The 25,464-nt window shown below is 63.9% G+C and carries 20 protein-coding genes; 15 read left to right on the top strand and 5 right to left on the bottom strand.

What is annotated here, in order from left to right:
* Positions 1–8: 8 nt before the first annotated feature.
* The 5 genes from kdpA to KSS94_RS18060 all read left to right on the top strand — a co-directional run bounded on the left by kdpA (position 9) and on the right by KSS94_RS18060 (position 7,880).
* Complete coding sequence (kdpA, locus tag KSS94_RS18080) at positions 9–1,703, top strand: potassium-transporting ATPase subunit KdpA (protein WP_217839451.1); 1,695 nt, start codon at positions 9–11, stop codon at positions 1,701–1,703.
* 10 nt (positions 1,704–1,713) lie between these two features.
* A complete protein-coding gene (kdpB, locus tag KSS94_RS18075) occupies positions 1,714–3,768 on the top strand; it encodes a potassium-transporting ATPase subunit KdpB (RefSeq protein ID WP_217839450.1) in 2,055 nt (684 codons plus the stop codon).
* Between the two features lie 12 nt (positions 3,769–3,780).
* Entirely contained in the window at positions 3,781–4,344 is a 564-nt protein-coding gene (gene kdpC, locus KSS94_RS18070; RefSeq protein ID WP_217839449.1) for a potassium-transporting ATPase subunit KdpC, read from the top strand.
* Positions 4,345–4,533: 189 nt separating this feature from the next.
* Positions 4,534–7,188 carry a DUF4118 domain-containing protein gene (locus KSS94_RS18065; protein WP_217839448.1) on the top strand — a complete coding sequence of 885 codons (2,655 nt, stop codon included), beginning with the start codon at positions 4,534–4,536 and terminating at the stop codon, positions 7,186–7,188.
* Positions 7,185–7,880 carry a response regulator gene (locus tag KSS94_RS18060; protein WP_217839447.1) on the top strand — a complete coding sequence of 232 codons (696 nt, stop codon included), beginning with the start codon at positions 7,185–7,187 and terminating at the stop codon, positions 7,878–7,880. Before KSS94_RS18065 ends, KSS94_RS18060 begins: the two co-directional genes overlap by 4 nt.
* A gap of 117 nt (positions 7,881–7,997) precedes the next feature.
* On the opposite strand, the gene KSS94_RS18055 is transcribed toward KSS94_RS18060, so the two are convergent.
* A complete protein-coding gene (locus tag KSS94_RS18055; protein WP_217839446.1) occupies positions 7,998–8,270 on the bottom strand; it encodes a hypothetical protein in 273 nt (90 codons plus the stop codon).
* 17 nt (positions 8,271–8,287) lie between these two features.
* Between KSS94_RS18055 and KSS94_RS18050 the strand changes: the two genes are divergently transcribed.
* Positions 8,288–9,199: a hypothetical protein gene (locus tag KSS94_RS18050; RefSeq protein WP_217839445.1), complete on the top strand. Its 912-nt coding sequence runs from the start codon at positions 8,288–8,290 to the stop codon at positions 9,197–9,199.
* A gap of 255 nt (positions 9,200–9,454) precedes the next feature.
* On the opposite strand, the gene lysA is transcribed toward KSS94_RS18050, so the two are convergent.
* On the bottom strand, positions 9,455–10,684 hold the full coding sequence (lysA, locus tag KSS94_RS18045; RefSeq protein ID WP_217839444.1) for a diaminopimelate decarboxylase: 1,230 nt from the start codon (positions 10,682–10,684) through the stop codon (positions 9,455–9,457).
* Between the two features lie 327 nt (positions 10,685–11,011).
* Here lysA and KSS94_RS18040 point away from each other — a divergent pair, with 327 nt between their 5' ends.
* On the top strand, positions 11,012–11,926 hold the full coding sequence (locus tag KSS94_RS18040; RefSeq protein ID WP_217839443.1) for a LysR family transcriptional regulator: 915 nt from the start codon (positions 11,012–11,014) through the stop codon (positions 11,924–11,926).
* 104 nt (positions 11,927–12,030) lie between these two features.
* Positions 12,031–13,209, top strand: a complete 1,179-nt coding sequence (locus KSS94_RS18035; protein WP_217839442.1) for an MFS transporter — start codon at positions 12,031–12,033, stop codon at positions 13,207–13,209.
* Positions 13,210–13,299: 90 nt separating this feature from the next.
* Here the strand turns inward: KSS94_RS18035 and KSS94_RS18030 are convergent, their stop codons facing one another.
* A complete protein-coding gene (locus KSS94_RS18030; RefSeq protein WP_217839441.1) occupies positions 13,300–14,001 on the bottom strand; it encodes a hypothetical protein in 702 nt (233 codons plus the stop codon).
* A 242-nt stretch (positions 14,002–14,243) separates the two neighbouring features.
* On the opposite strand from KSS94_RS18030, the gene KSS94_RS18025 reads away from it, so the two are divergent.
* From KSS94_RS18025 to KSS94_RS18005, 5 genes are all read left to right on the top strand, one after another.
* On the top strand, positions 14,244–15,806 hold the full coding sequence (locus KSS94_RS18025) for a hypothetical protein (RefSeq protein ID WP_217839440.1): 1,563 nt from the start codon (positions 14,244–14,246) through the stop codon (positions 15,804–15,806).
* A 9-nt stretch (positions 15,807–15,815) separates the two neighbouring features.
* On the top strand, positions 15,816–16,901 hold the full coding sequence (locus KSS94_RS18020) for a caspase family protein (RefSeq protein WP_217839439.1): 1,086 nt from the start codon (positions 15,816–15,818) through the stop codon (positions 16,899–16,901).
* The gene (locus KSS94_RS18015) at positions 16,885–18,522 is read left to right on the top strand and encodes a hypothetical protein (RefSeq protein WP_217839438.1); all 1,638 of its coding nucleotides are present in this window, start codon (positions 16,885–16,887) and stop codon (positions 18,520–18,522) included. The genes KSS94_RS18020 and KSS94_RS18015 overlap by 17 nt, the downstream gene beginning before the upstream one ends.
* Positions 18,523–18,719: 197 nt before the next feature.
* A complete protein-coding gene (locus KSS94_RS18010) occupies positions 18,720–20,069 on the top strand; it encodes a spinster family MFS transporter (protein ID WP_217839437.1) in 1,350 nt (449 codons plus the stop codon).
* A gap of 283 nt (positions 20,070–20,352) precedes the next feature.
* Positions 20,353–22,527, top strand: coding sequence for a TonB-dependent receptor (locus KSS94_RS18005; RefSeq protein ID WP_217839436.1), 2,175 nt, complete (start codon positions 20,353–20,355; stop codon positions 22,525–22,527).
* Positions 22,528–22,702: 175 nt separating this feature from the next.
* Here KSS94_RS18005 and KSS94_RS18000 read toward each other — a convergent pair whose 3' ends face one another.
* Complete coding sequence (locus tag KSS94_RS18000) at positions 22,703–23,425, bottom strand: pirin family protein (protein WP_217839435.1); 723 nt, start codon at positions 23,423–23,425, stop codon at positions 22,703–22,705.
* 222 nt (positions 23,426–23,647) lie between these two features.
* Positions 23,648–24,451 (bottom strand): helix-turn-helix domain-containing protein, encoded by an 804-nt coding sequence (locus tag KSS94_RS17995; RefSeq protein WP_225935801.1) that lies wholly within the window; start codon positions 24,449–24,451, stop codon positions 23,648–23,650.
* A 246-nt stretch (positions 24,452–24,697) separates the two neighbouring features.
* Here KSS94_RS17995 and KSS94_RS17990 point away from each other — a divergent pair, with 246 nt between their 5' ends.
* Positions 24,698–24,997, top strand: a complete 300-nt coding sequence (locus KSS94_RS17990) for a DUF2834 domain-containing protein (RefSeq protein WP_217843622.1) — start codon at positions 24,698–24,700, stop codon at positions 24,995–24,997.
* A complete protein-coding gene (locus KSS94_RS17985) occupies positions 24,994–25,431 on the top strand; it encodes an MAPEG family protein (RefSeq protein WP_217839433.1) in 438 nt (145 codons plus the stop codon). The genes KSS94_RS17990 and KSS94_RS17985 overlap by 4 nt, the downstream gene beginning before the upstream one ends.
* Positions 25,432–25,464: the final 33 nt, after the last annotated feature.

Here is a 25,464-nt window from a genome sequence, read left to right as displayed (position 1 = left end):
GGGCAGCCATGCACAGTTACGACTACCTGTTGCTGCTGGCGTTCTTCGCCATCGTGCTGCTGCCGGCGCCCTGGCTCGGGCGCTTCTACTACAAAGTCATGGAAGGCCAGCGCACCTGGCTGACCCCGCTGCTCGGCCCGGTGGAGCGCGGCTGCTACCGCCTGGCCGGGGTCAACAGCGAGCAGCAGCACAACTGGAAGCAGTACACCCTGGCCCTGCTGGCCTTCAACCTGGCAGGTTTCGCGCTGCTGTTCGCCGTGCTGCTGCTACAAGGCAGCCTGCCGCTGAACCCCCAGCACCTGCCCGGCCAGGAATGGTCGCTGGCGTTCAACACCGCCGTCAGCTTCATGACCAACACCAACTGGCAGGCTTACAGCGGCGAAGCCTCGCTCAGCTACCTGAGCCAGATGCTCGGCCTGACCGTACAGAACTTCGTCAGCGCCGCCACCGGCCTTGCCGTGTTGGTCGCCCTGTGCCGCGGTATCGCCCGGCGCAGCACCACCGGCCTTGGCAACTTCTGGGTCGACCTGACCCGCGCCACCCTCTATGGGCTGCTGCCGCTGTGCCTGCTGCTGGCGCTGCTGCTGGTGTGGCAGGGTGTGCCGCAAACCTTCGCCGACTACGCCCACGCCATCACCCTGCAAGGCGCCAATCAGCCCATCCCGCTGGGCCCGGCCGCCAGCCAGATCGCCATCAAGCAACTGGGCACCAACGGCGGCGGCTTCTTCGGCGTCAACTCGGCGCACCCGTTCGAAAACCCCACGGCCTGGAGCAACCTGTTCGAGGTGGTGTCGATCATCCTCATCCCGGTGGCCCTGGTGTTCACCTTCGGCCACTACGTCAAGGACCTGCGCCAAAGCCGCGCGATCATCGCCTGCATGCTGGCGCTGTTCCTGATTGGCGGCGGCACCGCGCTGTGGGCCGAATACCAGCCCAACCCGGCGCTCGACAGCGCCCAGGTACAGCAAGGCCCGCCGCTCGAAGGCAAGGAGAGCCGCTTCGGTACCACAGCCTCAGTGCTGTGGACGGTGACCACCACCGCCGCCTCCAACGGCTCGGTCAACGCCATGCACGACAGCCTCAACCCGCTGACCGGCATGGTGGCCATGGTCAACATGATGGTTGGCGAGGTGATCTTCGGCGGTGTCGGCGCAGGCCTGTACGGCATGCTGGTGTTCGTGCTGATCGCGGTATTCCTGGCGGGGCTGATGATCGGCCGCACCCCTGAATACCTGGGCAAGAAGCTGCAGGCCCGCGAGGTGCAACTGCTGGTGGCCACCCTGCTGGTGATGCCGGTGGGCGTGCTGGTGCTCGGCGCCATTGCGGCCAGCCTGCCAGGGCCTGCCGGAGCGGTGAGCAACCCCGGCGCCCATGGCTTCAGCCAGTTGCTGTACGCCTACACCTCGGGCGCCGCCAACAACGGCTCGGCCTTCGCCGGCTTCGGTGCCAACACCCCGTTCCACAACATCATGATCGCCCTGGCCATGCTCATCGGCCGCTTCGGCTACATCCTGCCGGTGCTGGCCCTGGCCGGCAGCCTTGCGGCGAAAAAGAGCGCGCCCCAGGGGCTCAACAGCTTCCCCACCCACGGCCCGCTGTTTACCGGCCTGTTGCTGGTGACCATCCTGCTGGTGGGCGGCCTGACCTTCCTGCCGACCCTGGCCCTGGGGCCGATCGCCGAACACCTGAGCCTGGGTTTCTGAGGAATACACCATGAACATGCCCATTCCTGAAGTGAACGCGCCGCAAAGCGCCAAGGACCAGACCCGCTTCGCCGCCCTGTGGCGCCCGGCGCTGCTGCAAGCCTTCGTCAAGCTTGACCCGCGCCAGCTCAAACGCTCGCCGGTGATGCTGGTGGTGGCCCTGACCGCGCTGCTGACCACCGTGCTGTGCCTGGACCCCGAGAGCGGCGTAAGCACCGGCGTGGCGGTGCAGATCGCCCTGTGGCTGTGGTTCACCGTGCTGTTTGCCAACTTCGCCGAAGCCCTGGCCGAAGGGCGCGGCAAGGCCCGCGCCGACAGCCTCAAGGCCGGCAGCCAGGGCCTCACCGCCCAGCGGCGCAGCGCCGACGGCAGCTTCGAGGCCGTTGCTGCCGGCCAACTGCGCAAGGACGACGTGGTGCGGGTGGTGGCCGGCGAGATGATCCCCGGCGACGGCGAGGTGCTCGAAGGTATCGCTGCGGTCAACGAGGCGGCCATCACCGGCGAGTCCGCCCCGGTGATCCGCGAGTCCGGCGGCGACCGCTCGGCCGTCACCGGCAACACCCGGCTGGTGTCCGACTGGCTGCTGATCCGCATCACCAGCAACCCCGGTGAGTCGACCCTGGACCGCATGATCGCGCTGGTTGAAGGCGCCAAGCGGCAGAAGACCCCCAACGAAATCGCCCTGGACATCCTGCTGATCGGCCTGACCCTGATCTTCCTGATCGTGGTGGTCACCCTGCAGCCGTTCGCCCGCTTCGTCGGTGGCAGCCTGCCGCTGATCTTCCTGGCCGCGCTGCTGGTGACGCTGATCCCCACCACCATCGGCGGCCTGCTGTCGGCCATCGGTATCGCCGGCATGGACCGCCTGGTGCGGCTGAACGTGATTGCCCGCTCTGGCCGCGCGGTGGAGGCGGCCGGCGATGTACACACACTGATGCTCGACAAGACCGGCACCATCACCTTCGGCAACCGCCGCTGCAGCGCCCTGCACGCCGCCCCTGGCATCACCGCGAAAGAGCTGGGGGAGGGCGCCTTGCTGGCGTCGCTGGCCGACGACACCGCCGAGGGCAAGTCCATCGTCGAGTTTCTGCGCCAGTTGCATGACTTCGTCGAGCCCTCTGCCGGGCAATACGAGGCCATCGCCTTCAGCGCCGAAACCCGCCTGTCGGGCATCGACCTGCAACAGCGCAACTACCGCAAGGGCGCGGTGGATGCGGTGCTGGCCTTCGTCGGCATGCAGCGCCTGGAAATGCCCGTGCCCCTTGCCCGTGAAGTGGAGCGCATCGCCCAAAGCGGTGGCACGCCGTTGCTGGTGTGCGTCGACAAGCGCCTGCTTGGCGTGATTCACCTCAAAGACGTGGTCAAGCCCGGCATTCGCGAGCGCTTCGCCGAGCTGCGCAAGCTGGGTATCCGCACCGTGATGGTCACCGGCGACAACCCGCTGACCGCTGCTGCCATCGCCGCCGAGGCCGGGGTGGACGACGTGCTCGCCGAAGCCACCCCCGAGAAGAAGCTGGCGCGCATCCGCCAGGAGCAGAACGACGGCCGCCTGGTGGCCATGTGCGGCGACGGCGCCAACGACGCCCCGGCCCTGGCCCAGGCTGACGTGGGCATGGCCATGAACGACGGCACCCAGGCCGCTCGCGAGGCCGCCAACATGGTCGACCTGGACAGCGACCCGACCAAACTGCTGGACGTGGTGCAGGTGGGCAAGGAGCTGCTGGTCACCCGTGGCGCCCTGACCACCTTCTCCATTGCCAACGATGTGGCCAAGTACTTTGCCATCCTGCCGGCACTGTTTGCGGCCATTTACCCGCAGCTGGGGGTGCTCAACCTGATGCACCTGGCCAGCCCGCAGAGCGCGATTCTGTCGGCCATCGTGTTCAACGCGCTGATCATCATCGTGCTGATCCCCCTGGCGTTGCGCGGGGTACGGGTGCAGGCCGCCAGCGCCGCCCACCTGCTGCGGCGCAACCTGCTGATCTACGGCCTGGGCGGCATCGTCGTGCCGTTTGCCGGGATCAAGCTGATCGACGTCGTGCTCAATGCCCTGCACCTGGTCTGAAGGAGAGACACCATGAGCACCTATGTACGCCCGGCCCTGAGCCTGGTCTTGCTGATGACCCTGGTCACCGGCGCGCTGTACCCCCTGGCGGTGACCGGCATCGCCCAGCTGGCCTTCCCCGAACAAGCCAACGGCAGCCTGGTGCGCGACGAGCGCGGCCAGGTGCGTGGCTCGGCCCTGATCGCCCAGGAGTTCAAGGGCGATGGTTGGTTCCAGTCGCGGCCATCGGCCGGTGCCTACGCCACCGTGGCCAGCGGCGCGAGCAACCTGGCGCCGAGCAACCCGGCGCTGGCCGAGCGGGTCAAGGGTGATGCCGCAAGCCTGTACCAGGCGCAGCAAGGCCCAGTGCCCCAAGCCCTGCTGACTACCTCCGGTAGCGGCCTGGACCCGCACCTGCCGCCAGAGGCCATCGCCTACCAGTTGCCCCGTGTGGCAGCCGCGCGGCAAGTGAGCGAAGCGCGCTTGCAAGACCTGGTGGATGAGGCCACGCTGCACCCACTGATCGGGCCGCCGGTGGTCAACGTGCTGGCGCTGAACCAGGCGCTGGAGCGGTTGGCGCCCCTGGCCGGGCACTGATAATGCCCGTGTAGGAGCGGCCTTGCCGGGGCGCCGGACCGGCCGGAAAGGGTCGCGCAGCGGCCCCAGGATTTCAGCGGCATTGCTGAAATTGCCGGGGCTGCTTTGCAGCCCTTTCCGGCCGGTCCGGCGCCCCGGCAAGGCCGCTCCTACAGGGACCGCGAGATTGCCCAGAACTAAGGATCAAACATGAGCAACCCCACCCGCGCCGACGCCCTGTTGGCCGGCCTGCCGCGCGAAGGCCGTGGCCGGCTCAAGGTGTTCCTCGGCGCCGCCCCCGGGGTCGGCAAGACCTTCGCCATGCTCCAGGCCGCCCACGCCCAGCAGCGCCAGGGCGTGCAATTGGTTGCCGGGGTGGTCGAGACCCATGGCCGCAGCGAAACCGAAGCCCTGCTCGGCGGCCTGCCACAGCAACCGCTGCTGCGCAGCGAGTACCGCGGCGTGCAGCTCGAAGAAATGGACCTCGATGGCCTGCTCGAGGCCGCCCCGCCCTTGGTGCTGGTGGACGAGCTGGCCCACAGCAACGCCCCCGGCAGCCGCCACGCCAAGCGCTGGCAGGACGTGCAGGAGCTGCTGGCCGCCGGCATCGACGTGTACACCACGGTCAACGTCCAACATCTGGAAAGCCTCAACGACAAGGTGCGCGACATCACCGGCGTGCAGGTGCGCGAAACCTTGCCCGACTGGGTACTGCAGGAAGCCTTCGAGCTGGTGCTGATCGACCTGCCGCCGCGCGAGCTGCTGGAGCGCCTGCGCGAGGGCAAGGTGTACGTGCCCGAGCAGGCCCGCGCGGCCATCGATGCGTTCTTCTCGCAGACCAACCTCAATGCCCTGCGCGAGCTGGCCATGCACACCGCCGCCGCCCAGGTGGACGCCGACCTTGCCAGCGGCTACCGCCAGCGCGGCCAGGAAGCCCCGGCCCTGCGTGGCCGGTTGCTGGTGGGCATCGACGGCGACGAGCAGGCCGAGCGCCTGGTGCGCCACGCCTGCCGCGTGGCCCAGCGCCGACACCTGCCGTGGAGCGTGGTGCACGTGGACAACGGCCGGCTGCGCGACGAAACTGCCCGCCATCGCTTGCAGGCGGCCCAGCAACTGGCCGAGCGCCTGGGCGGCGAGGTGGTGCTGCTGCGCGCTGGCGAAGTGGCGCGTACGTTGATTCAGCACGCTGCCGAGCGCCGTGCCAGCCTGGTGCTGGTGGGGCAGTCCCGCGACCTGCTGCGCCGGCGCCTGTTCGGCGCGGGCGTGGCCGCACGGCTGCTGCGCGAAAGCCATGGCCTGGAAGTCAACGTGCTCGACCGTGACGCCGAGACGCCTGCTGCGCGGGCAGCCGTCAAGCGCGTGTGGGTGTGGCGCCACTACCTGCTGGCGCTGTTCGCCACGGTGCTGGCGGCGGGCTTGGCATGGGCGGTCTCCAGCGTGCTGGCGCTGCCCAATATCTCGCTGGTGTTTCTCGCTGCGGTGCTGCTGGTGGCGGTGCGCAGCAGCCTGGGGCCGGCGCTGGCCTGTGCGGCGCTGTCGTTTCTGGCCTATGACTTTCTATTCATCCCGCCGAACTTCTCGCTGAGCATCCAGCGTGAAGAGGACGTGCTGACCTTGGTGTTCTTCCTGCTGATGGCCGCGCTCACCGGCAACCTGGCCGCCCGCCAGCGCCGCCAGTTGCAGGCCCTGCGCGAAACCCAGGCGCAGACCAATCAGTTGCTCGACCTGTCGCGCCGGCTGACCGTGGCCACCGACCGCCAGGCGGTGTTCAGTGCTGCCGGCCAGCATCTGGACGGCTGGCAGGGCGTGCAGGTGTGCTTGCTCGAGCGCAGTGGCGACGGCCTGTTGCAGGTGGCCGGCGGCCACTCGCCAGCCTTCACCGACAACGAGCGTGCCGCCGCCGAGTGGGCCTGGCAGCATGGCCAGGCCGCAGGCTTTGGCAGTGACACCTTGCCCCACGGGCGCTGGTGGTGGTGGCCGCTGGCTGTCGAAGAGCAGCCCCTGGCCCTGCTGGGTGTGCGCCCGAGCGACGGCGAAGCACTCAGTGCCCAGCGCCGGCGTCTGCTGATGGCCCTGGCCCAGCCGCTGGCCCAGGCCCTGGCCCGGGCACGCCTGGGCGAGCAGCTGGAGGCCGCGCGCCTGCATGGTGAAACCGAGCAGTTGCGCAGTGCGCTGCTGGCCTCGGTGTCCCACGACCTGCGCACCCCGCTGACCGCCATGCGTGGCAGCATCGACAGCCTGCTGGCACTGGGCGAGGCGATCCCCGCCGACGACCGCCGCGAACTGCTCGAAGGCACCCGCGACGAAGCCGAGCGCCTGGACCGTTACATCCAGAACCTGCTGGACATGACCCGCCTCGGCCATGGCGGCCTGAAGCTGGCCCGCGACTGGGTGGCCCCGGCCGATATCGTCGGTAGCGCGGTGCACCGCTTGCGGGCCGTGCTGCAGCCATTGCAGGTCAGCACCCAGGTGCCCGCCGAGTTGCCGCTGTTGTATGTGCACGCCGCGCTGATCGAGCAGGCACTGGTCAATGTGCTGGAAAACGCCGCGCGCTTTTCGCCCGCCCAGGGGCGTTTGGAATTGCGGGTATCGGTGCAGGACGAGCAACTGCACCTGGCCGTCAGTGACCAGGGCCCCGGTATTCCGCTGGCCGAGCGCGAGAAGATCTTCGACATGTTCTACACCGCCGCCCGGGGTGATCGGGGCGGCCAGGGCACTGGCCTGGGCCTGGCGATCTGCCAGGGCATGATCGGTGCCCATGGCGGGCGCATCCTGGTGGGTGAGGGCATCGATGGCCAGGGCACCTGCATCACTCTATGCTTGCCGCTGCCCACCCAACCCGCCCCCGAAAGTGAAGCCCCATGAGCCAAGCCGCCACCCTGCTGGTGATCGACGACGAGCCGCAGATCCGCAAGTTCCTGCGCATCAGCCTGGTATCCCAGGGCTACAAAGTGCTGGAGGCCGCCACCGGCGGCGAGGGCCTGGCCCAGGCCGCGCTGGGCAAGCCGGATTTGGTGGTGCTCGACCTCGGCCTGCCGGACATGGACGGCCAGCAGGTGCTGCGCGAGCTGCGCGAGTGGAGTGCGGTGCCGGTGCTGGTGCTGTCGGTGCGGGCCAGCGAGGTGCAGAAGGTCGATGCGCTGGATGGCGGCGCCAACGACTACGTGACCAAGCCGTTCGGCATCCAGGAGTTTCTGGCCCGGGTGCGGGCGTTGCTGCGCCAGGTGCCGCAGGTGGGCAATGTGGTTGCGGCGGCGAGCTTCGGGCCGCTGGTGGTGGATTTTGCCTTTCGCAAGGTGACCCTTGATGGCGCCGAGGTGGCGCTCACGCGCAAGGAGTATGCGTTACTGGCGCAACTGGCCGGGCACCCCGGGCGGGTGATTACCCAGCAGCAACTGCTCAAGGATATCTGGGGGCCGACCCATGTGGACGATACGCACTACCTGCGCATCGTGGTGGGGCATTTGCGCCAGAAGCTGGGGGATGACCCCACCGCGCCCAGGTTCATCATCACCGAGGCGGGGGTGGGGTACCGGTTGGTGGCGCCCGCCATATGAAAGTTGTTAATTATTTATTGAAATTTTAAGATGATTCGATAATGGCGATAACTGATAATGCATGGTCCGCGAGGTATGGGTTTTTGGATGTTTAGAAGGTCGTCAGAAGTGAAAAGACTATCGGTTTTTTTCGGTTTTTATATCCTGTTTTAAATGCAGGGGTTTCGGATTTGATGCTGCTTGTTGTTGGTGTTTTAGCACTTTTTGGCGGCTGGTGCGTTGGGAGTATTTTTGTGCTTTAGTTGGATCTGTTTTTTGACTAATATTTATGTTAAGGGATGTTTCGATGATGTTGTCGAGGCTTGGTAGGCGCGTGGTGTCTGCGGTGTGATGTTGGAGCTTGTGGAAGCTTGCGTTGCCCCTAGTGGTGAGCGATAATGAGCTTTTCATAAGTGGAATTGTCTTGGATGACTGGTTTCAATATTGTTGGTGTGCCGTACGATATTTTTGAGAAGCCTGGTGAGGAGTTCCAGTCAGAGTCAAGGGCGGCAGTGGAGTGGTTGAGATCGCTAGGTGTCTCAACCTCAGCGGACAGGTATCATAAATACATTTCCCAGCTAGACTATAAAGGATCTTCGCGAAAGCAGGATGAAAATTCAGCTTTCCGAGATTATTTGAACGCCCATGGCGAATTGCATGATCTTGTGAGGGTTTGGAAATCCCTATTGAGCCTCGACTCTGTGCAGTATGTTGATACCTTGAAGAAAGTGACTTCTGGTCAAGCCTATCGAAATGTCGCCGCACAAGATCCTGCAAGAGACTTTCTTTTTGAGCTGTCTGTTGCTTCAAGACTCATAGCGGCTGGCTATGAAGTTTCCCTTAACCAGATTGCTGACATTGTGGCACATGTAGATGGTCGTAAGCTCTACGTTGAGGCTAAACGCGTTCGCTCTCTGGATAAGCTGCCAAAGCGCGTGGCTGATGCAAATAAGCAAATTAAGCTTCGTTTGGCTCAGGATAAGTCGAGCAGGTCTAGAGGCATGGTTGCAGTAAATCTTACAGACATTATTAATGCGGGAAGTAAGATAGGTGTTGCACCTGACGCAAGTGTGCTTCAGCGCGAGCACTCGCAGCAATTGAATGATTTTTTAGTGAGGAATGTGGCTAGCATTGAAAAGGGGATGGCAAATAACTGTCTTGGTGTCTTGGCTGAGTATACCTTGCATGGAGTCATCCACTCAGACTTTGAGGTGGACCCAAGAGCTGTAATTTTCAACTGCCGGGGTGCTACTTTTCGACCGTATGAGAAAATTTTGGCCTCTAGTGACCGTACTTTCATCAGTGATGTGCTTCCAAAGTTAGCGAATCAGCGGCTGTAGAGGGTGCATTAATTTCAAACTTTGCAAGTGCAGCCTCCATCCAAGGTTACCGCTTTGGAGCTTGTGCTGTGCTTGTATAGGTTTGGCTATTGTTCTTCGTACAGCGGTACTCCAAAAGCTTCGCTCCTGCGCCATACTGCGAGGTGATGCGATCCCTGTAGGAGCCGGCTTGCCGGCGATGCAGGCGCCGCGGTGGATGGCACCGGCTTTGCCGGTGATCGCCGGCAAGCCGGCTCCTACAGGTGGGCGCGGTTGTCAGATATCCAGCTCCAGCGCCAGCAGCTCCTGCACGGTCTGGCGGCGGCGGATCATGCGCAGGTTGCCTTGCTCGATGAGGAACTCCGGCAGCAGCGGGCGGCTGTTGTAGTTCGACGACATCGACGCGCCATAGGCGCCGGCATCGTGTATCACCAGCAGGTCACCGACCTTGGCCGGGGGCAGGTCTTGCGGGGTCAGCTCCTGGTCGTTCTGGGTGAACACATCGCCCGACTCGCACAGCGGCCCGGCCACCACGGTCGGCTGCAGCGCACCGGCCAGCGGCTGGCCGTCGGCGTCGTACAGGCTCATGCGGTGGTAGGCGCCGTACATGGCCGGGCGCATCAGGTCGTTGAAACCGGCATCCACCAGGATGTAGTGGCGCTCGCCCATCTGCTTGACCGCACGCACCTCGGCCACCAGGTAACCACACTCGGCTACCAGGTAGCGGCCCGGTTCGATCTCCATGCGCACGGGGTGGCCGAGCAGGGCCTCGACTTCCGCCCGTGCCACTGCCCAGGTACGGGCGTAGCGGGCCAGGTCAACTGGCTGGTCGCCGTCGCGGTAAGGTGTGGACAGCCCGCCCCCGATGGAAAAGGCTTCGATATCGGTGCCCAGCTGGCGGATCAGCCCGACCATGGCGCTGGCCACGGCCTCCAGGTGCTGGTAGTCCACCCCCGAGCCGATGTGCATGTGCACGCCCACCAGGTGCAGGCCGTACTGGCGGATGCAGGCCAGGGCCTCGTCCAGTTGCTCGTGCCAGATGCCGTGCTTGCTGTTCTCGCCGCCGGTGTTGGTCTTGCGGCTGTGGCCGTGGCCGAAGCCCGGGTTGATGCGCAGCCATACGCGGTGGCCGGGGGAGCGTTCGCCCAGCTGGCGCAGCATGTCGATGGAGCCGGCGTTGACCTCGATGCCGGTCTCGACCACCCGCGCCAGGGTCGGCTGGTCCAGTACGTCACAGGTCAGCACCACGCCTGCGTGCTCGCCGCCTACCTGGGCCCCGGCGGCGAAGGCGCGTTCCATTTCACCCAGCGACACCGCATCCAGCACCAGCCCGCGTTCGCGGATCAGGCGCAGCACGTGCAGGTTGGGGTTGGCCTTTTGCGCAAAGCGCACGGTGTCGAAGTGCTGCAGCAGCTGGTCGATGCGCTGGTTGATGGTGTGCGCGTCGTAGGCCCACAGGGGCGAGCCGTGTTGGCGGATGGCGTTGGCGAGCAGGGGGAAGGTCATGGGGCGGTCCTGTGAGTGGATGCGCCGAGCATGAGGTAATTGTTGGATCCATAAAAATAGCTATTTTTAGCTTAGCGATTCATATTTGATATGTGTCCATGTGTGGGGCACGTGGGAGCTGAATGTTTGAAAGCTGGCGCGATCCCCGTGGGAAGCGGCCTTGTGCCGCGATTGGGGCGCGTAGCGGCCCCAGGGGCTCGGCATCATGCAAAATCGCCGGGGCTGCTGCGCAGCCCAATCGCGACACAAGGCCGCTTCCCACGGGGATCGCTCACGGGTAAGCCTGTTTCATTTGCCCCTGCCATAAACCTTTGTCGGCCAATGTCCATGAACCTCACCCTGCGCCACCTCGAAATCTTCCGCGCCATCATGGCCGCCGGCAGCGTCACCGGCGCTGCACGCCTGCTGTTCACCTCGCAACCCACCGTCAGCCGCGAGCTGGCGCGCATGGAGCAGGTTACCGGGCTGAACCTGTTCGAGCGCGAAGGCGGGCGCCTGGTGCCCACTGCCCAGGCTCTGCTGCTGATCGACGAGGTGGAGCGCGCCTTCGTTGGCCTGGAGCGCATCGACCGCTTCGCCCAGGCCATCCGCAACTTCGAGCATGGCCGGCTGGCCATAACCTGCCTGCCGCTGTTCTCGCAAACCTTGCTGCCCAAGGCCTGCCAGCGCTTTCACCAGCAGCACCGCGGGGTCAGCGTGAGCATCACCGCACAGGAGTCGCCGCTGCTGGAAGAATCGCTGGTGGCCCAGCAGCACGACCTGGGCCTGACCGAAGTGGAGCAGGTTCCCCGCGGCGCGGTGGGCGAGTTGCTGTTCAGCGCCGACATGGTCTGCGTGCTGCCCCAGGGCCACCCGCTGCAGGCCAAGCCGGTGCTGGCGCTAAGTGACTTCGATGAAGTCGACTTCATCAACCTGGCCAGCCTCGACACCTACCGCCAGCAGCTTGACCAGCACTTTCGCGCCGCCGGGGTGAACCGCCGCACGGTGATCGAAACCACCAGTGCGGCCTCGGTGTGCGCCATGGTGCGCCAGGGGCTGGGTGTGGCGATCATCAACCCGTTGAGCGGCTTGGAGGCGGGGCAGGGTGGGCTGCTGATGCGCCGCCTGAGTGTGTCGGTGCCGTACCGGGTGATGTTGATTCGCCCTGAGCACCGGCCGGCGTCGGCAGTGACGCAACCGTTCTGCGCAGCACTGCGCGAGCAGGCCAGGCAGATGCAGGCAAGCCTGGCGGGCGGGCAGTAAGGGCTGAATAAAACGGGCAAAAGCTTGGGCAGGTTTATCTTTACCGCCAACCTGCCGATAACGGCAATTGGCTCTACTTCTGCCCTTGCGCAAGGACGCACTGCATGAACCCAACCGCTTCTGCTTTACCCCAGACCACCCACAGCAGCAATCAGTTGCTCCTGCCACTGGCGATGATCGCGTGCCTGGTCGGCATGGTCGAGCCCATGCCATTGGCAATGACGCGCTTGCTGCTCGAGGTCTTCGATACCAGCGTGGAGGGGGTCTGGTCGCTGAGTGCCAGCTACAACCTGGCATTTGCCCTGGCCCTGCCGCTGATGGGTTATTGCTGCGATCGCGTGCAGCGCAGGATGCTGTTGTTGCCGGCGCTGGTCATGCTTGCGGCCAGCACCTTGGCCATGGCCTGTACATCCTATTTGGGGCTGGCCATTGCCTCGCGGGTAATGGCGGGCATTGCGGCGGCGGCCATCCTGCCTGCGCTGCTGGCCATCGTCGCTGACCAACTGGCGCCGGCGAAGCGGGTGGCGGCTTTCGGGCTGGTGGTCCTGGGCCTGACCCTTGGCAGCAAGCTCGGGCCGATGCTCACCGGCATGCTGGCGCAGCCACTGGGCTGGCGCGGCCCGCTGGTGCTGCTCAGCGCTGCCTGCCTGGGTGCCATGCTGCTGGCTGCACGTGGCGTGCCGCAGGAGCCTGCACAGCAACCGGCAGCGGCCACGGCAGGCGTATCCGGCCGCTGGTTGTGGGTGCGGCCGCTGCTGGCCATGGCGGCCTGGCACGGCCTGGGTGCGCTTGGGTTGATGGTTTCGGGGCAGTTGCTGATGGCCGATATGGATTTCACTGCCCAGCAAGCCAGCAAGATGGCCTGGGCTTATGTGCTGGGTATGGCGCTGGGCAATCTTGCGGCGGGCTGGGTACGCCGCCGACTCGGCCGTGACGAAGACCAGGTGCTGCTGGCGGTGCTGCTGCTGGCCCTGTCGGTGGTTGCCTTCGTGCTGCTGCCGCGTACGTTCCTTGTCGGCCTGCTATGCCTGGGTGCCTGGGGGCTGGCGCTGGGGTTGGCGGTGCCGGCGGGTTTGGCGGTGCTGGTCGGCCGCGCGGGCGCCGGCACCGGCAAGGTGCTGGGCTGGTCGCTGATGTTCAATGCGCTGGCGGTGGCGGTGGGGCTGCCGCTGGCCATCTCGCTGCTGATGAGTGTCGGCCCGGCGCTGCTCGGGGCAGCGCTGGTGGCCGGGGTCGGGTTTGGGCTGTGCCTGGCAGCGCGCGACTGGTTCGTGACCCGCTGAGCGCCGAATTGCCCTGAGCGGCATTCGCTTGTAGGGGCGCGCGACGAATGCCTGACCCCGCTGGCAGGGCTGTCAACCCGGGCATGGGCTTTATTGACTGTACAGGGCCCGCTCGACATCCACTGCCCGCCAGCGGTAGAGCGTGCCGTCGTGGTCCCGCCAGTGAGCGCTCTGCCCCAGGGCGTTCTGGGCCTGGGCCTGGGCGATGAGCGTCAAGCAGTAATGCTGGTAGCACTCGAAGTTGCTTTTCGCATTGCTCACGTATTTGCCACGGAGCCTGAAGTCGTAGACCGGGTATTTGGTCGCAATGACCGAGTCAATTACTGCGCAGGTGTGAGGGGCCAGGAATGCTGCAACCTTGGAGGCGAACGCGACGCCCAGCTGCGGCAGCGCGTTGAGAGTGCTTATCGCCTGGCCATACAGATGGGCGACCAGAAGCCGCTTGGCTTCTCTGATGACAGTGGCGGCATTGTTGTGGCCGAAATCCGCCAGGCCCTTTGCCCGATAGGTCTGTCCGTTGCGCTGGATCAGGTAGCCGTTGACCGCCGCTCCAACTTTGGCTAATGCCCGGCCGGGGTTGTGCTTGCCGTTGGTACCTGAATAGTGGCCCCAATACAGTGTGCTCAAATAGCCCATCAATACCTCCTCGTCCTGATCGGACCCAAGCAACCGGGCGTGATGCGCTTCCAGCGCATGGGAGGTGGTGAACGCCAGGGGGCGAGGCGCCGACAGGCAACCGCCAAGCCCCACCATCGGATAGACGTAAGCGTCGCGGTATTTTTTCAAGTCCATACAGGGCTCCTGTGAGGGTTCAGCGGCATGTGGCTGTGGCATATCCATCAGCTGAGCTCAGTGAGTGAAAACCGGTGCCTGCAGTTTAAGAGATGGCAAAAGGCTTGCTAGCTCGGCAAGTCGATCTACGCTCTTTCTACTCGCCTGTTGCGAGGCGCTCAGGGCGTGAACACAGGTGAAGTTCTTTGTGTGCGATGAGCTGATTGAACGGACTGCCTGACAACCAACGGAGGGGCCTGACGATGCCGGTACCGACTGCGACCGCGAATCCCGATCACTATCTTGTATCCGCCAATGGCCTGCTTGGCCTGCCGCCACGCAGCCCCTTCGAGGCGGTAGAAAAGATACTTTCTCGAGCAGCCGGACAGCGCCCTGAACAGGGTCTGCTCATTCATTTTCATGGTGGATTGAACGCTCGACAGTACGCACTGGACAAGATTGTTGCGCCGCTGACCGACACTTACCTGCAGGCGGGGTGTTACCCCCTGTTCTTTGTATGGGAGTCGGGCTTCAGCGAAGCCATCCTCAATAACAAGGATGAACTGTTGCAAGACCCGGCCTTTCGCGAGCTGGTAAAGAAAGTGTCGGAGTGGGTGTTGAGCAAAACCACCCTCAGTGGCGTGTTTGGCTTCAGGGGGGCTGATGGTGCTGCGGTCGCTGACATTGACCGGTTTCGCCAGGAATATGACCGTTGGTTTGCACAAGACAAGACCCAGGCCAACCCTCCTGGTGAGCATTTCGGCGATCTGGCTGCGCCTGGGGCGGGTACCAAAGCAGCTGCCCTTGATGAAGACCAACTGGCCCAGGAAATCGAACAGTCACTGGATGGCGATCCCGCTTTCAAGGACGCCCTCGAACAGGCGTACAACGCGTCGGTTCCGCCTGGCGATGTGGTGACCAAAGGGGTTGGAAACGGCCAGGCTGCCAAGGTTCTGCTATTGAGCGAGGCGGCACTGAACGACATGTTTCCCGGCGCTGGCGTGGCCAACACGCGAGGTGTGTTCACCTGGTGGGGGGTCGCCAAGTTTGTCGCCAAGCTGGTCATTGCGGTAGGGGGGCGATACAAAAATGGTACCGATCATGGATTGCACTGCACCGTTGTCGAGGAAGTGCTGCGCAAGGCGTATGGCGACTTGATCGGCGCGACCGTGTGGAATCAGATGAAAAAGGACACGCTGGACAGTTTTGCAAGTACGGCCAACAGCTGCGGCATGGCAGTCGTTAAACGATTGAAGGTCATGGAAGAGGCGGGTGCGCAGTTTAAAAAACTGACCTTGGTTGGCCATAGCACCGGCGCCATCTACATCTGCAACTTTCTGGACATGGCAAAAGCCGTGGGGCTCAAGACGCGGATCGAAGTGATCTTTCTGGCCCCGGCGCTGACCTGCGCGCGGTTTGCCGACGCCATCGATGTCCATCAGCACCAAGGGTTGGCGCGCTTTCGCATGTTCGCCATGCAGGATGCTCTGGAAAGCCAGGATCGAATGCTGGCCCCGCTTTACACCCGCAGTTTGTTGTATTTCGTATCCGGTCTGCTGGAAGGCCAGGTAGACAGCGACGGTGAATGGCAGGGTGTGATCGGCATGCCGTTGGTGGGAATGGCGCGTTTTTACCAAGGGGTGTCTTATGCGCAGTATCCCGAGGTCGCTAAAGTGAAGGCCTATCTTGGCGCAGCACCCGGCCGGGTGGTCTGGTCGGCGGTCAATGATGCAGGCAACGGCCTGAACAGCCAGGCGGCACGGCATGGTGATTTCGACAACGACCCCGCAACCTTGAAGTCCATTCAGTTCATGATTGGGCAGTGAGTACTTGCCATGGCAGCGTCCGACTATGCGATCCTCGTGGGTATTTCCCATTACAGGGATGAGAAGAAGTTCCCGCCCCTCAAGGGCCCCTCGAATGATGTTGCGCGCTTTCGCGAATGGCTTTTGTCACCGCAGGGTGGTGACATACCCGAGGGCCAGGTGACTGCTCTGACCTCTCCAGACCCGGCCATGCCTGGCCAGTGGGTCCCCAATCGCGAGTTGTTTGCGCAGCGCTTCAATGAGATAGCACTGGATCGCAATACCGGTGAATTCGTTCGGCGGGAAGGGCGGTTGTACCTTTACTTCTCGGGCCATGGGTTCTCCAGGTTGACGGATGACAATACCCGGGCGGCGCTGTATGGCGCCGATAACCTGGGCAAGTATCAGAGCAACCTGGCCGGCACCTTGTATGCTGAGGCGGCCAAACGTGCCCGGCTGTTTCGTGAAGTGGTCCTGATCATGGATTGTTGCCGGGATACCGAAAGCAATGTGGACTACAGCGCTCCGGACCTGAACCTGTTCGAGCACGCCAACACCGAGGGCGTGCAGATGTTCTCGATCTATGCCGCGCCGAAACGGGGCAAGGCTCAGGAGCGGGAGTTGCCAGGCAGTGGTGGGCTGTTTGTCGGCCTTATGACCAATGCACTGCTACGTGCTTTGCAGGAAGCACCGTGCGATATCGTCGGGCGGGTTCCTGGCAGGGTGCTGACACAGTACATAGGCATGAACTGGGTTGACTGGTATCCGCAGTCCACGCCCCCGTCCCCCCGTGTCATTGGTCCGGACAGCGAAGACATGTTCTTTCGGTCCGGCCAGCGGCTCGAGATTCAGTGCTTTGTACTTCCCAAGGTCGGGTCAGGCGGTTTTGCGCTGCGCTTGCGGTCGGCTTCGCTGAACGCCGAGGGGGTCGTGAGGGAGAAGGACATCGTTTGGCGAGATGCAAATCTTGCCTGGCAGTTGACGCTCAAGGTCGACACCTTGGCCGATGGGGCGCGGGTGTTCGAATTGGCCTTGCCGGCGCAGGAACATGAACTGCAGTCCGACATTTCGCAACGCAAATTCGTCCCGGGAGCTCAGCATGTCATTGAAATCTGACCACGCCCGGTTGTCTTACAGCGAGACGGGTGACGACTTGTTCGGGCTGTTCGAGCAGGAGCTGTTCAACACGGCCAAGGTGCCCACCACCGTTGCGACACAGGATGGCGCTGCCGAGCTGTATCTGGTCGACAGCACCTATGCCCTGGTTGGCCAGGGCATAGGCAGCATCGTAATGGACCTGGCTCCTGGGCCCTATCAGATTCGCCAGCGGGTAGGTGATACCGAGAGCGTCCACGAGTTTCAGGTTTGTGCCGCAGAGCCGGCAACCCTCACTCTTCCTTTGCTGGATTTTCCCACGCCGATTCCGTTGCCTGGCTCCGCTCTTTCCAGCGGCTCGGGGTTGGAGTATCGAGTCCTGGACGCCCAGCCGGGCAACTTCCGTCTGTTGCTTTGGACGCCGGTACCTGACGAGCCGGCCGACGATGTTCTGGGGCTGGCTCTGGAACACCTGAGTCTTGAGACGTTCAATGGCCGAAGCAGTGTGGCGCTGGCTGCCCAGCGTACACAACATAGCGCCTGGACTTGCCTGGATTTGCAGCCAGGCAGCTATGTACTGGCGCAGAAAACGGCGCAAGGCCGCCGCTGTTTCCTCCCGCTGCGCATTGCCGAAGGGATGGTGACGTCGGTTTACCTGGTACAGTTGCGCGATGGCAATGGCCAGCCGGTCCCCTTGGAGTTACAGCACGCAGCGATCACCCTGCTGCCTGCGACGCTCTATGGCGAACAGTTGATCGGACCGTTGCGCCGCCTGGAAGCTGCGCGCAAGGCATTGGCGCTGGGGCGCAACGTGCGTGGGTGGTCGGCCTGGGATACCACCGGCAACCTGAACAACCCTCTGCTGGCGCTGATTGATGGGCAGTTGGAGGACCTTGCCGAGCTTGGCAGTGTATTGGGTGACAGCGAGCAGATGGCTTCGGGGCAAGCGCAGGCCGAGGTGCTCGGCGCGCCGCCGGTGCTGCGCCGCAGCTGGAGTCGATTGCTGCAGACACCCGCTGGCAATGAAGCGCTGCAGGGTTTGTTTACGTTCGACTACGAGGTGGAGGGCTCCTACTGCTGGTTCATCTGGAGCCAGGTGGTCGAAGCTGCGGACAAATCGCCCACAGTCCAGGGTGCAGCGCCAAACCCTTTGGGCCTTGTACAAATGCTGGCGCATCGCTTCACATGGCTTCACAAGTTCATCGCGCCACCCAATCTGACGGAGCAAAACCTGAATGCACCGACCTATGAGGAGCTGGTCGGGTTATTCGTCTGGTTTGTTGAAAACCCCGGAACCCGTAGTCTGCTGATCAAAACCTATAAATCAGCATGGGATGCCCTCGACGGCGAGATGGCTCCAGCGGTGCAACGCATTTGCAGGGCGTTTGAGACCATGGATGATGGCGCGTTGGTCAAGGCGATGGGTGGGCGGGCAGTGCTCGTTCGTTCGGCGTTGGATAGCCTGGGCTTTCCCAAGGCGCGTCGTGAGCAATACGCGCGATCACTGCTACGCCTGTTGGTCAAACAGTTGGATGAGAACGATCGCCAGCGTCTGGGCAGCTTCGTCAATGTCGCGAAATGGCTTTTCGAGACTGCAGATACTCCGCGTATTCCTCAGGACGGGCTCGAGCATCGGGATTGAGGATGCATGGCTTATCTGAAAATGTTCCCGCACTACGCCGGCCCGCGCACCCAGCACCTGCGTTGCGCCTGACGAGGAGCGCTCAGACCCATCGCCCGGTATCAGCACGGTCAATGTTGGCAGACGTAACGGCAATCCCCCTCTAGATTCGGGTGGCGCACTGGAAGCCCCGAACAACAATAACGAGGGACCCGACCATGTCCACCGCCACCCAAGCGTCGAATGCCTGGCGCATCCTGTTTTTGCTGTTTCTGGCCAACCTGTTCAACTTCGTCGACCGCACCATCCCCGCCATCATCATCGAGCCGATCCGCCTGGAATGGCACTTAAGCGACTTTCAGATCGGCCTGATCGGCACCGCCTTCACCCTGGTATACGCCATCGCCGGCCTGCCGCTGGCGCGCATGGCCGACACCGGCTCGCGCAGCAAACTGATGGGCTGGGGGCTGATGGCCTGGAGCGGATTGACCGCGGTGAACGGCATGGTCGGCAGCTTCTGGAGCTTTTTGCTGGTGCGCATGGGCGTAGGTATCGGCGAGGCCAGCTATGCGCCGGCCGCAAACTCGCTGATCGGCGACCTGTTCCCCGCCGGGCGGCGGGCGCGGGCGATGGGCATCTTCATGCTCGGCCTGCCGCTCGGGTTGCTGCTGGCGTTCTTCACCATCGGCGCCATGGTGCAGGCCTTCGGCAGCTGGCGTGCGCCGTTCTTCATCGCTGCCGTGCCGGGGGTGTTGCTGGCGCTGTTCATCTTCACCATTCGCGAGCCTGTGCGCGGTGCGGCAGAGGCGGTGGCCATCGCCCAGGGGCCGATCGACCGGCCGCTGCGCCGGGTGTTGAGCGTGCCCACCTTCGCCTGGCTGGTGCTGGCGGGGCTGACCTTCAACTTTGCTTCATATGCCTGCAACTCGTTCATGGTGCCGATGCTGCAGCGCTACTTCGCGCTGCCCCTGCACGATGCGGCGGTGGCCACCGGGGTTATCGTCGGCCTGTCCGGGCTGGTGGGGCTTACGTTGGGCGGCTGGGTGGCGGACAAGGTGCACCAGCGCTTTGCCAATGGCCGGCTGATGTTCGCCGTGTTGAGCATGGCGGTAGCCACCCTGGCCACCGCCTGGGCGCTGCACGCCGGGCGTATCGAGCTGGGGCTGTTCGTGGCGGTGTTCGGGCTGGGCTGGCTGTTTTCGTACAACTTCTACACCTGCGTGTACACCGCCATCCAGGACGTGGTGGCGCCGCAACTGCGGGCCACGGCCATGGCGCTGTACTTTGCCGGGCTGTACCTGCTGGGCGGCGGGTTGGGGCCGGTGGTGGTGGGCGGGCTGTCCGACCATTTTGCCGTGGCGGCCATGCAGGCGGCGGGGGAGGTGGCCATGGGCGAGGCGTTCAAGGCCCAGGGGCTGCACGATGCGATGTACCTGATACCGGTGGCGCTGCTGCTGACCTTGGTGTTTTTGCTGGCGGCTTCGCGGTGCTTTAGTCGTGATGCGCGGCGTATGCGCGAGGGGATGGTCGAGCAGGCTGAGGCAGCTGGGCGGGTTGCCGAGGCCTGACTTGTGTGGCGCCTGACAGGGCCCTATCGCCGGCAAGCCGGCTCCTACAGGGGAATGCGCGCCTCTGCAGGAGCCGGCTTGCCGGCGATAGGCCGTAACATGCAGCACATCCCTCCAAGACCTGTACCCCTCATTCCCCTAGGTTCCTGACCTCCGCGAAGGCTCAAACACGCCGTTTATCCCAAAGGTGGCATAACGCCGTATAGCGGGTTGATGTTTGGAGTTGCGAAGTATTACCATTCACGCCTTCGCTCTGAATTAATTTAAAAGTCAGGATTTCACGATGGCGTCCCGCTTCCCGTCGCGCCCAGCCCTGCTGGCGCTTTGCTGTTCCGTAACGCTGATGGCGCAAGCCGCCGAACCGATCCAGCTGGACGCTACCGACGTCAACGCCGACGCCGTCAAACCCACCCCCAATGCGCTGCCCGAAGCATTCGCCGGTGACCAGGTGGCCCGTGGCGGGCAGATGGGGTTGCTGGGCAACCAGGACTACATGGACACGCCGTTCACCATGACCAGCTACACCTCCAAGGTGATCGAGGACCAGCAGGCCGAGGACATCGGCGACGTGCTGGCCAACGACCCGTCGGTGCGTGAGTCGTTCGGTTTTGGCAACCAGTCCAAGGTCTTTGTCATTCGTGGCCTGCCGTTGGCCGGGGACGACATTTCGTTCAACGGCCTGTACGGCATTCTGCCGCGGCAGATCATGTCCACCGACGGGGTGGAGCGGGTGGAAGTATTCAAGGGCCCGAACGCCTTCCTGAATGGCGTCAGCCCTACCGGTACCGGCCTTGGCGGCAACGTCAACCTGCAGCCCAAGCGCGCCGGCGACGAGCCGACCCGCCGCTACACCCAGGACATCAGCAGCGACGGGCGCATTGGCGAGCACCTGGATATCGGCCAGCGCTTTGGTGAAGACAACCGCTTTGGCGCGCGGCTGAACCTCAGCCAGCGTGAGGGCGAGACGGCTGTCGACGACCAGGACCAGCGCACCAAGCTGTTCATTGCCGGGCTGGATTACCGCGGTGACGGCTTCCGCGTGTCCACCGACTTCGGCTATCAGAAGCAGCGCATCAACCACCTGCGCAATTCGGTGCGCCCGGGTACTGCCACCCAAGTGCCCACCGCGCCGGATGCCGACCACAACTATGGCCAGAACTGGAGCTACAGCGAGTCGGAAGACACCTTCGGCATGCTCCGTGGCGAATGGGACCTGAGCGACAGCTGGACTGCCTACCTGGCCGGCGGTGCGCGGCATAGCCGTGAGCAGGGCACCTATGGCACGCCGGTGCTGGTAGGCAACAGCGGTGCTGCCACCATCCAGGCGTCGGACATCGTCCACGGTGAAGACAACACCAGCTTCAGTGCCGGCCTGAACGGCCATCTGCAGACTGGCCCGTTCAGCCACCAGATCGCACTCGGTGCCACCACCATGTGGACCGAGCAACGAAACGCCTATGTCTTCTATGGTGCCCGCGGCACCAACATCTACGACACCCAGCCGATTGCCAAGCCCACCACTCCCTCCAGTTGGGGCGGTGATATGGGCGACCCAGGCGTGACTGGCAAGACCCGCAATCGCAGCATCGCGATCTCCGATACGGTCGGCATGTTCGACGACCGCTTGTTGCTGACCTATGGTGTGCGCCGCCAGCAGTTGCGCGTTGAAAACTACTATTACGACGGTACCTCCACTAACCCGTCACTGGATGGCAGCCGCAATGGCGCACCCTACGACAAGGGCGTGACCACGCCGGTCTACGGCATCGTGTACAAGGCCACCGACAGCATCTCGCTATACGCCAATCGTATCGAGGGTCTGGCCCAGGGGCCGAGTGCACCAGCCGGCACCTTGAACGCCGGTACCTTGTTCCCGCCAGGGCGCACCAAGCAGCTCGAGGCCGGTATCAAGCTCGACAAGCAGACATACGGCGCCAACTTGGCCGTATTCCGCATCGAGAAGCCATCCGACGGCTACCGCTCGGGTGATCTCTATGTCCGCGACGGCGAGCAGGTGAACAAGGGCATCGAGCTGAGCGTGTTCGGCGAGCCGATCAAAGGCCTGCGCCTGATGGCTGGCGGTACCCGCATGAGTTCCGAGCAGAAAAAGACCTTGAACGGTGCCAACGATGGCAACGACGCCATCGGCGTACCGACCTTCCAGCTCAACGCCAGCGTTGACTGGGATGTCCCCGGCGTACCAGGCCTGGCGCTCAACGGCCGCATGCTGCGCACCGGTGGCCAGTATGTGAACGCGAACAACACCCTCAGCCTGCCCACCTGGAACCGCTTCGACGTCGGCGCCCGCTACAAGCTGAAGGTGTCGGAAAAAGACCTGACCCTGCGGGTGAATGTGGAAAACCTCACCGACAAGAACTACTGGGCCTCGGCCAACGGCGGCTACATGACCCAGGGTGATCCGCGGTTGGTGAAGTTCTCGGGCACTATCGACTTCTGATCGGTCCGCCCCCTGTAGGAGCCGGCTTGCCGGCGATCACCGGCGCAGCCGGTGCCAGCCAACGCGTTGCCTGCTTCGCGGGGCAAGCCCGCTCCCACGAGGTAAGCGACGCGCTGCTGATCCAACGGCAAAAGCCAATGCCCCAGGCCAATCACCGGCCCGGGGCATTTGCACTTCAAGGCATGCGTGGCAGCTCGTTGGGCCGCAGGTCGAACACCAGCACCTCGGCATCCCGGCCATTAGCCAGCTCCAGCAACTGCTCCTGCCTTACCCGCACGCCGTCACCTTCCTGCAACCGCCGGCCGTTCAGCTCGACACTGCCGCGGGCCACGTGCACATAGGCATGACGGTTTCTGGCCAGCTTCAGGGTGGCGTGCTCGTCGCCGTCGAACAGGCCGGCATACACCCGCGCATCCTGGCGCACCTGCAGCGAACCCTGGTCGCCGTCCGGCGAGATGATCAGGCGCAGCTTGCCGCGCTTCTCATCGGCGCTGAAGTGCTGCTGCTGGTAGCGCGGCGTCGCGCCCTTGACTGCAGGCACAATCCAGATTTGCAGGAAGTGCACCGGCTGCGCCTGGCTGTGGTTGAACTCGCTGTGGGCCACGCCACTGCCGGCGCTCATCAGTTGCACGTCACCGGGGCGGATCACCGAGCCGGTACCCAGGGTGTCCTTGTGTTCCAGCGCGCCTTCGAGCACGTAGGAGAAAATCTCCATGTCGCGGTGCGGGTGCTGGCCGAAGCCGTTGCCTGCGGATACACGGTCATCGTTGATCACCAGCAGGTCGGAAAAACCCTGTTGCTCGGGGTCGTAGTAGCCGGCGAACGAGAAGGTGTGGGCCGATTTCAACCAGCCATGGTTGGCCAGGCCGCGTTGGTCTGCGTTGCGAACGGTAAGCATGGTTCATCTCCTATGAGGTCAGGCCTGAGTGCCTTGTATGGAGTGAACTTTACTGTCCTTTACTGAGGCTAAAAATCGGCTGAAAGGAGAATGACTGTCTCTCCATGATGGACAATGGCGCGCCCCCTGTAGGATCCGGCCTGCCGGCGATCACCGGCACAGCCGGTGCCATGCACTGAGTCACTTGCATCCCGGCAGCGGCATCAAGCCTGCTAGCGGGGTTCACAGCGACTGTTCATAGACAGCCCGCATGGCGTGCCAGGTGTGTTCATCGGCAGGTATCAAATGCTCGATGCGCAGCGACGCCACGCTGATGTCCATCGGCATGCCAAAGGTGGTGAAGGTGGACAGGAAGCGCAACTCACCCTCGCCAACCCGCACGCGGGTCAGCACCACCGGCGACAGTGGTGCCTCCAGCGCCCGTGCAGGCGGGGCTGGCAAACCTTGCAGGCGCTCGGCCAGTTCAGGGTTACCCAGCGCTTCCCGCGCCGCCCGCTGCCAGGCGATGGCGCGTATCTCATCGGCATTGACCAGGTGATCCCCCAGCCCGCCCGGGCGCAGCAGCGTGTCCAGCAGGTTCAGGCCTGTCTCGTTGCCCGGCGCCACGCCGGCCATGGCGAACAACAGCCCGGCGCTGGCATTGGCGGCAGTGATATTCCAGTTGCTGGCGATGACGATGGCCGGCGCCGGGTTGTTGGCCTGCAGGATGTGTTGCACCGCGTCGTTAACCATCTGCAAAGCCGGCGCGTCGGGAGCTGCGGCGCCGTAGCGCGGCGCATAGCCTGCGGCGAGGAACACCGCGTTGCATTGCTCCAGCGGCACGTCCAGGGCACTGAGCAACGCGTGCAAGGTGGCGGGGCTGGCCTTGGCGCGGCCGGTTTCCACGCAGCTGAGGTGGCGTTGCGAGAGGCCGGCGAGCAGCGCCAGGTCCAGCTGGCTGAGCCCGGCCTGGCGGCGCAGGCGGCGCAGGTGGTCGCCTGCTTCAGTGGCGGGCGGGTGCGTGGGGTGGAAGGGGAGAGGGCTCATGCTTCGACTCTGGCTGTCCTTGGGTGAAGCGTCCATGACCTGTGAGGTCATTGAGGCGGGGCAGACTCTATCACTAGTGTGTGGGGGAGGTTGAGCAAGGAGACCAGCATGAAGGATGCAGAAAACAGTAGCGGCCTCGTGGGCGCGGGCTTGCCCCGCGATGCCAGCAGCGGCGGGGTGGAAGGCACCGATTTCGCCGGTTCGCGGGGCAAGCCCGCTCCCACGCCATACCCGGTAGGGCGGTGGGTGGCGTTGGCGGTGTTGCTTGGGTTCGCGCTGTACACCGGCTGGACCATGCTCAACGCGCAGCAGTCGTTGATTGCCTTTGGGCTGGAACTGATGAGCCGCCCGGACACGGCACAGGTAGTGATCGACCTGTACCTGATGGCAGGGCTGGGGTGCATCTGGATGGCGACTGACCACCGTGCGCGGGGTGGTTCCTGGATGGGCGTGTTGCCTTATCTGCTGCTGACGGCGGTGTTCGTTTCGGTCGGGCCGCTGTTGTACATCGTGGTCAGGGGCTTCTCAAGGCGGTATGCAGCATGAGCAACGCCATGGCTGTATACGCCTGCTGCGTGGTGGTGCTGTTCTTCAAGATGCTGGCGATCTCTTGCTACCAGGGCTACTACCGCCTGCGCTATCTGGTGTTCATCAATGCAGAGGACGCCGCAGTGTTCGGGCGCGTGGCGCAGCCGGCTGAGCGGCCTGAGGTGGAGCGGGCGACGCAGGCCTGGCGCAATGACCTGGAGAGCATCCCGATGTTCGTCGCGTTGGGTGGGTTGGCGGTGTCGCTTGAAGCGTACGCTGCCGTCACCGTCTGGCTGTGCCTTGTCTTCACCCTGGCGAGGGTGCTGCACACGGTGACTTATCTGGCTGGCAAGCAGCCTTGGCGAACGCTGAGTTACGGGGTGGGTACGCTGTGCCTGATCGTGTTGGCTGGGCTGGTCATCAGCCGGGTGGTGGTTGGGTGGCCAACATAGGGGCGTGATGGCGGCTTTGTGGGAGCATCTTTC

It is taken from the genome of Pseudomonas fakonensis, assembly GCF_019139895.1.
Classification (GTDB): Bacteria; Pseudomonadota; Gammaproteobacteria; order Pseudomonadales; family Pseudomonadaceae; genus Aquipseudomonas; species Aquipseudomonas fakonensis.
The sequence above is the reverse complement of the archived record's forward strand: the minus strand, read 5'-3'. Positions and strand labels throughout refer to the sequence as shown.

Excerpts from the sequence above, each read along its gene's own strand:
- kdpA (WP_217839451.1), top strand. The coding sequence starts at position 9 with ATGCACAGTTACGACTACCTGTTGCTGCTGGCGTTCTTCGCCATCGTG.
- kdpB (WP_217839450.1), top strand. The coding sequence starts at position 1,714 with ATGAACATGCCCATTCCTGAAGTGAACGCGCCGCAAAGCGCCAAGGAC.
- kdpC (WP_217839449.1), top strand. The coding sequence starts at position 3,781 with ATGAGCACCTATGTACGCCCGGCCCTGAGCCTGGTCTTGCTGATGACC.
- KSS94_RS18065 (WP_217839448.1), top strand. The coding sequence starts at position 4,534 with ATGAGCAACCCCACCCGCGCCGACGCCCTGTTGGCCGGCCTGCCGCGC.
- KSS94_RS18060 (WP_217839447.1), top strand. The coding sequence starts at position 7,185 with ATGAGCCAAGCCGCCACCCTGCTGGTGATCGACGACGAGCCGCAGATC.
- KSS94_RS18055 (WP_217839446.1), bottom strand. The coding sequence starts at position 8,270 with ATGAAAAGCTCATTATCGCTCACCACTAGGGGCAACGCAAGCTTCCAC.
- KSS94_RS18050 (WP_217839445.1), top strand. The coding sequence starts at position 8,288 with ATGACTGGTTTCAATATTGTTGGTGTGCCGTACGATATTTTTGAGAAG.
- lysA (WP_217839444.1), bottom strand. The coding sequence starts at position 10,684 with ATGACCTTCCCCCTGCTCGCCAACGCCATCCGCCAACACGGCTCGCCC.
- KSS94_RS18040 (WP_217839443.1), top strand. The coding sequence starts at position 11,012 with ATGAACCTCACCCTGCGCCACCTCGAAATCTTCCGCGCCATCATGGCC.
- KSS94_RS18035 (WP_217839442.1), top strand. The coding sequence starts at position 12,031 with ATGAACCCAACCGCTTCTGCTTTACCCCAGACCACCCACAGCAGCAAT.
- KSS94_RS18030 (WP_217839441.1), bottom strand. The coding sequence starts at position 14,001 with ATGGACTTGAAAAAATACCGCGACGCTTACGTCTATCCGATGGTGGGG.
- KSS94_RS18025 (WP_217839440.1), top strand. The coding sequence starts at position 14,244 with ATGCCGGTACCGACTGCGACCGCGAATCCCGATCACTATCTTGTATCC.
- KSS94_RS18020 (WP_217839439.1), top strand. The coding sequence starts at position 15,816 with ATGGCAGCGTCCGACTATGCGATCCTCGTGGGTATTTCCCATTACAGG.
- KSS94_RS18015 (WP_217839438.1), top strand. The coding sequence starts at position 16,885 with ATGTCATTGAAATCTGACCACGCCCGGTTGTCTTACAGCGAGACGGGT.
- KSS94_RS18010 (WP_217839437.1), top strand. The coding sequence starts at position 18,720 with ATGTCCACCGCCACCCAAGCGTCGAATGCCTGGCGCATCCTGTTTTTG.
- KSS94_RS18005 (WP_217839436.1), top strand. The coding sequence starts at position 20,353 with ATGGCGTCCCGCTTCCCGTCGCGCCCAGCCCTGCTGGCGCTTTGCTGT.
- KSS94_RS18000 (WP_217839435.1), bottom strand. The coding sequence starts at position 23,425 with ATGCTTACCGTTCGCAACGCAGACCAACGCGGCCTGGCCAACCATGGC.
- KSS94_RS17995 (WP_225935801.1), bottom strand. The coding sequence starts at position 24,451 with ATGAGCCCTCTCCCCTTCCACCCCACGCACCCGCCCGCCACTGAAGCA.
- KSS94_RS17985 (WP_217839433.1), top strand. The coding sequence starts at position 24,994 with ATGAGCAACGCCATGGCTGTATACGCCTGCTGCGTGGTGGTGCTGTTC.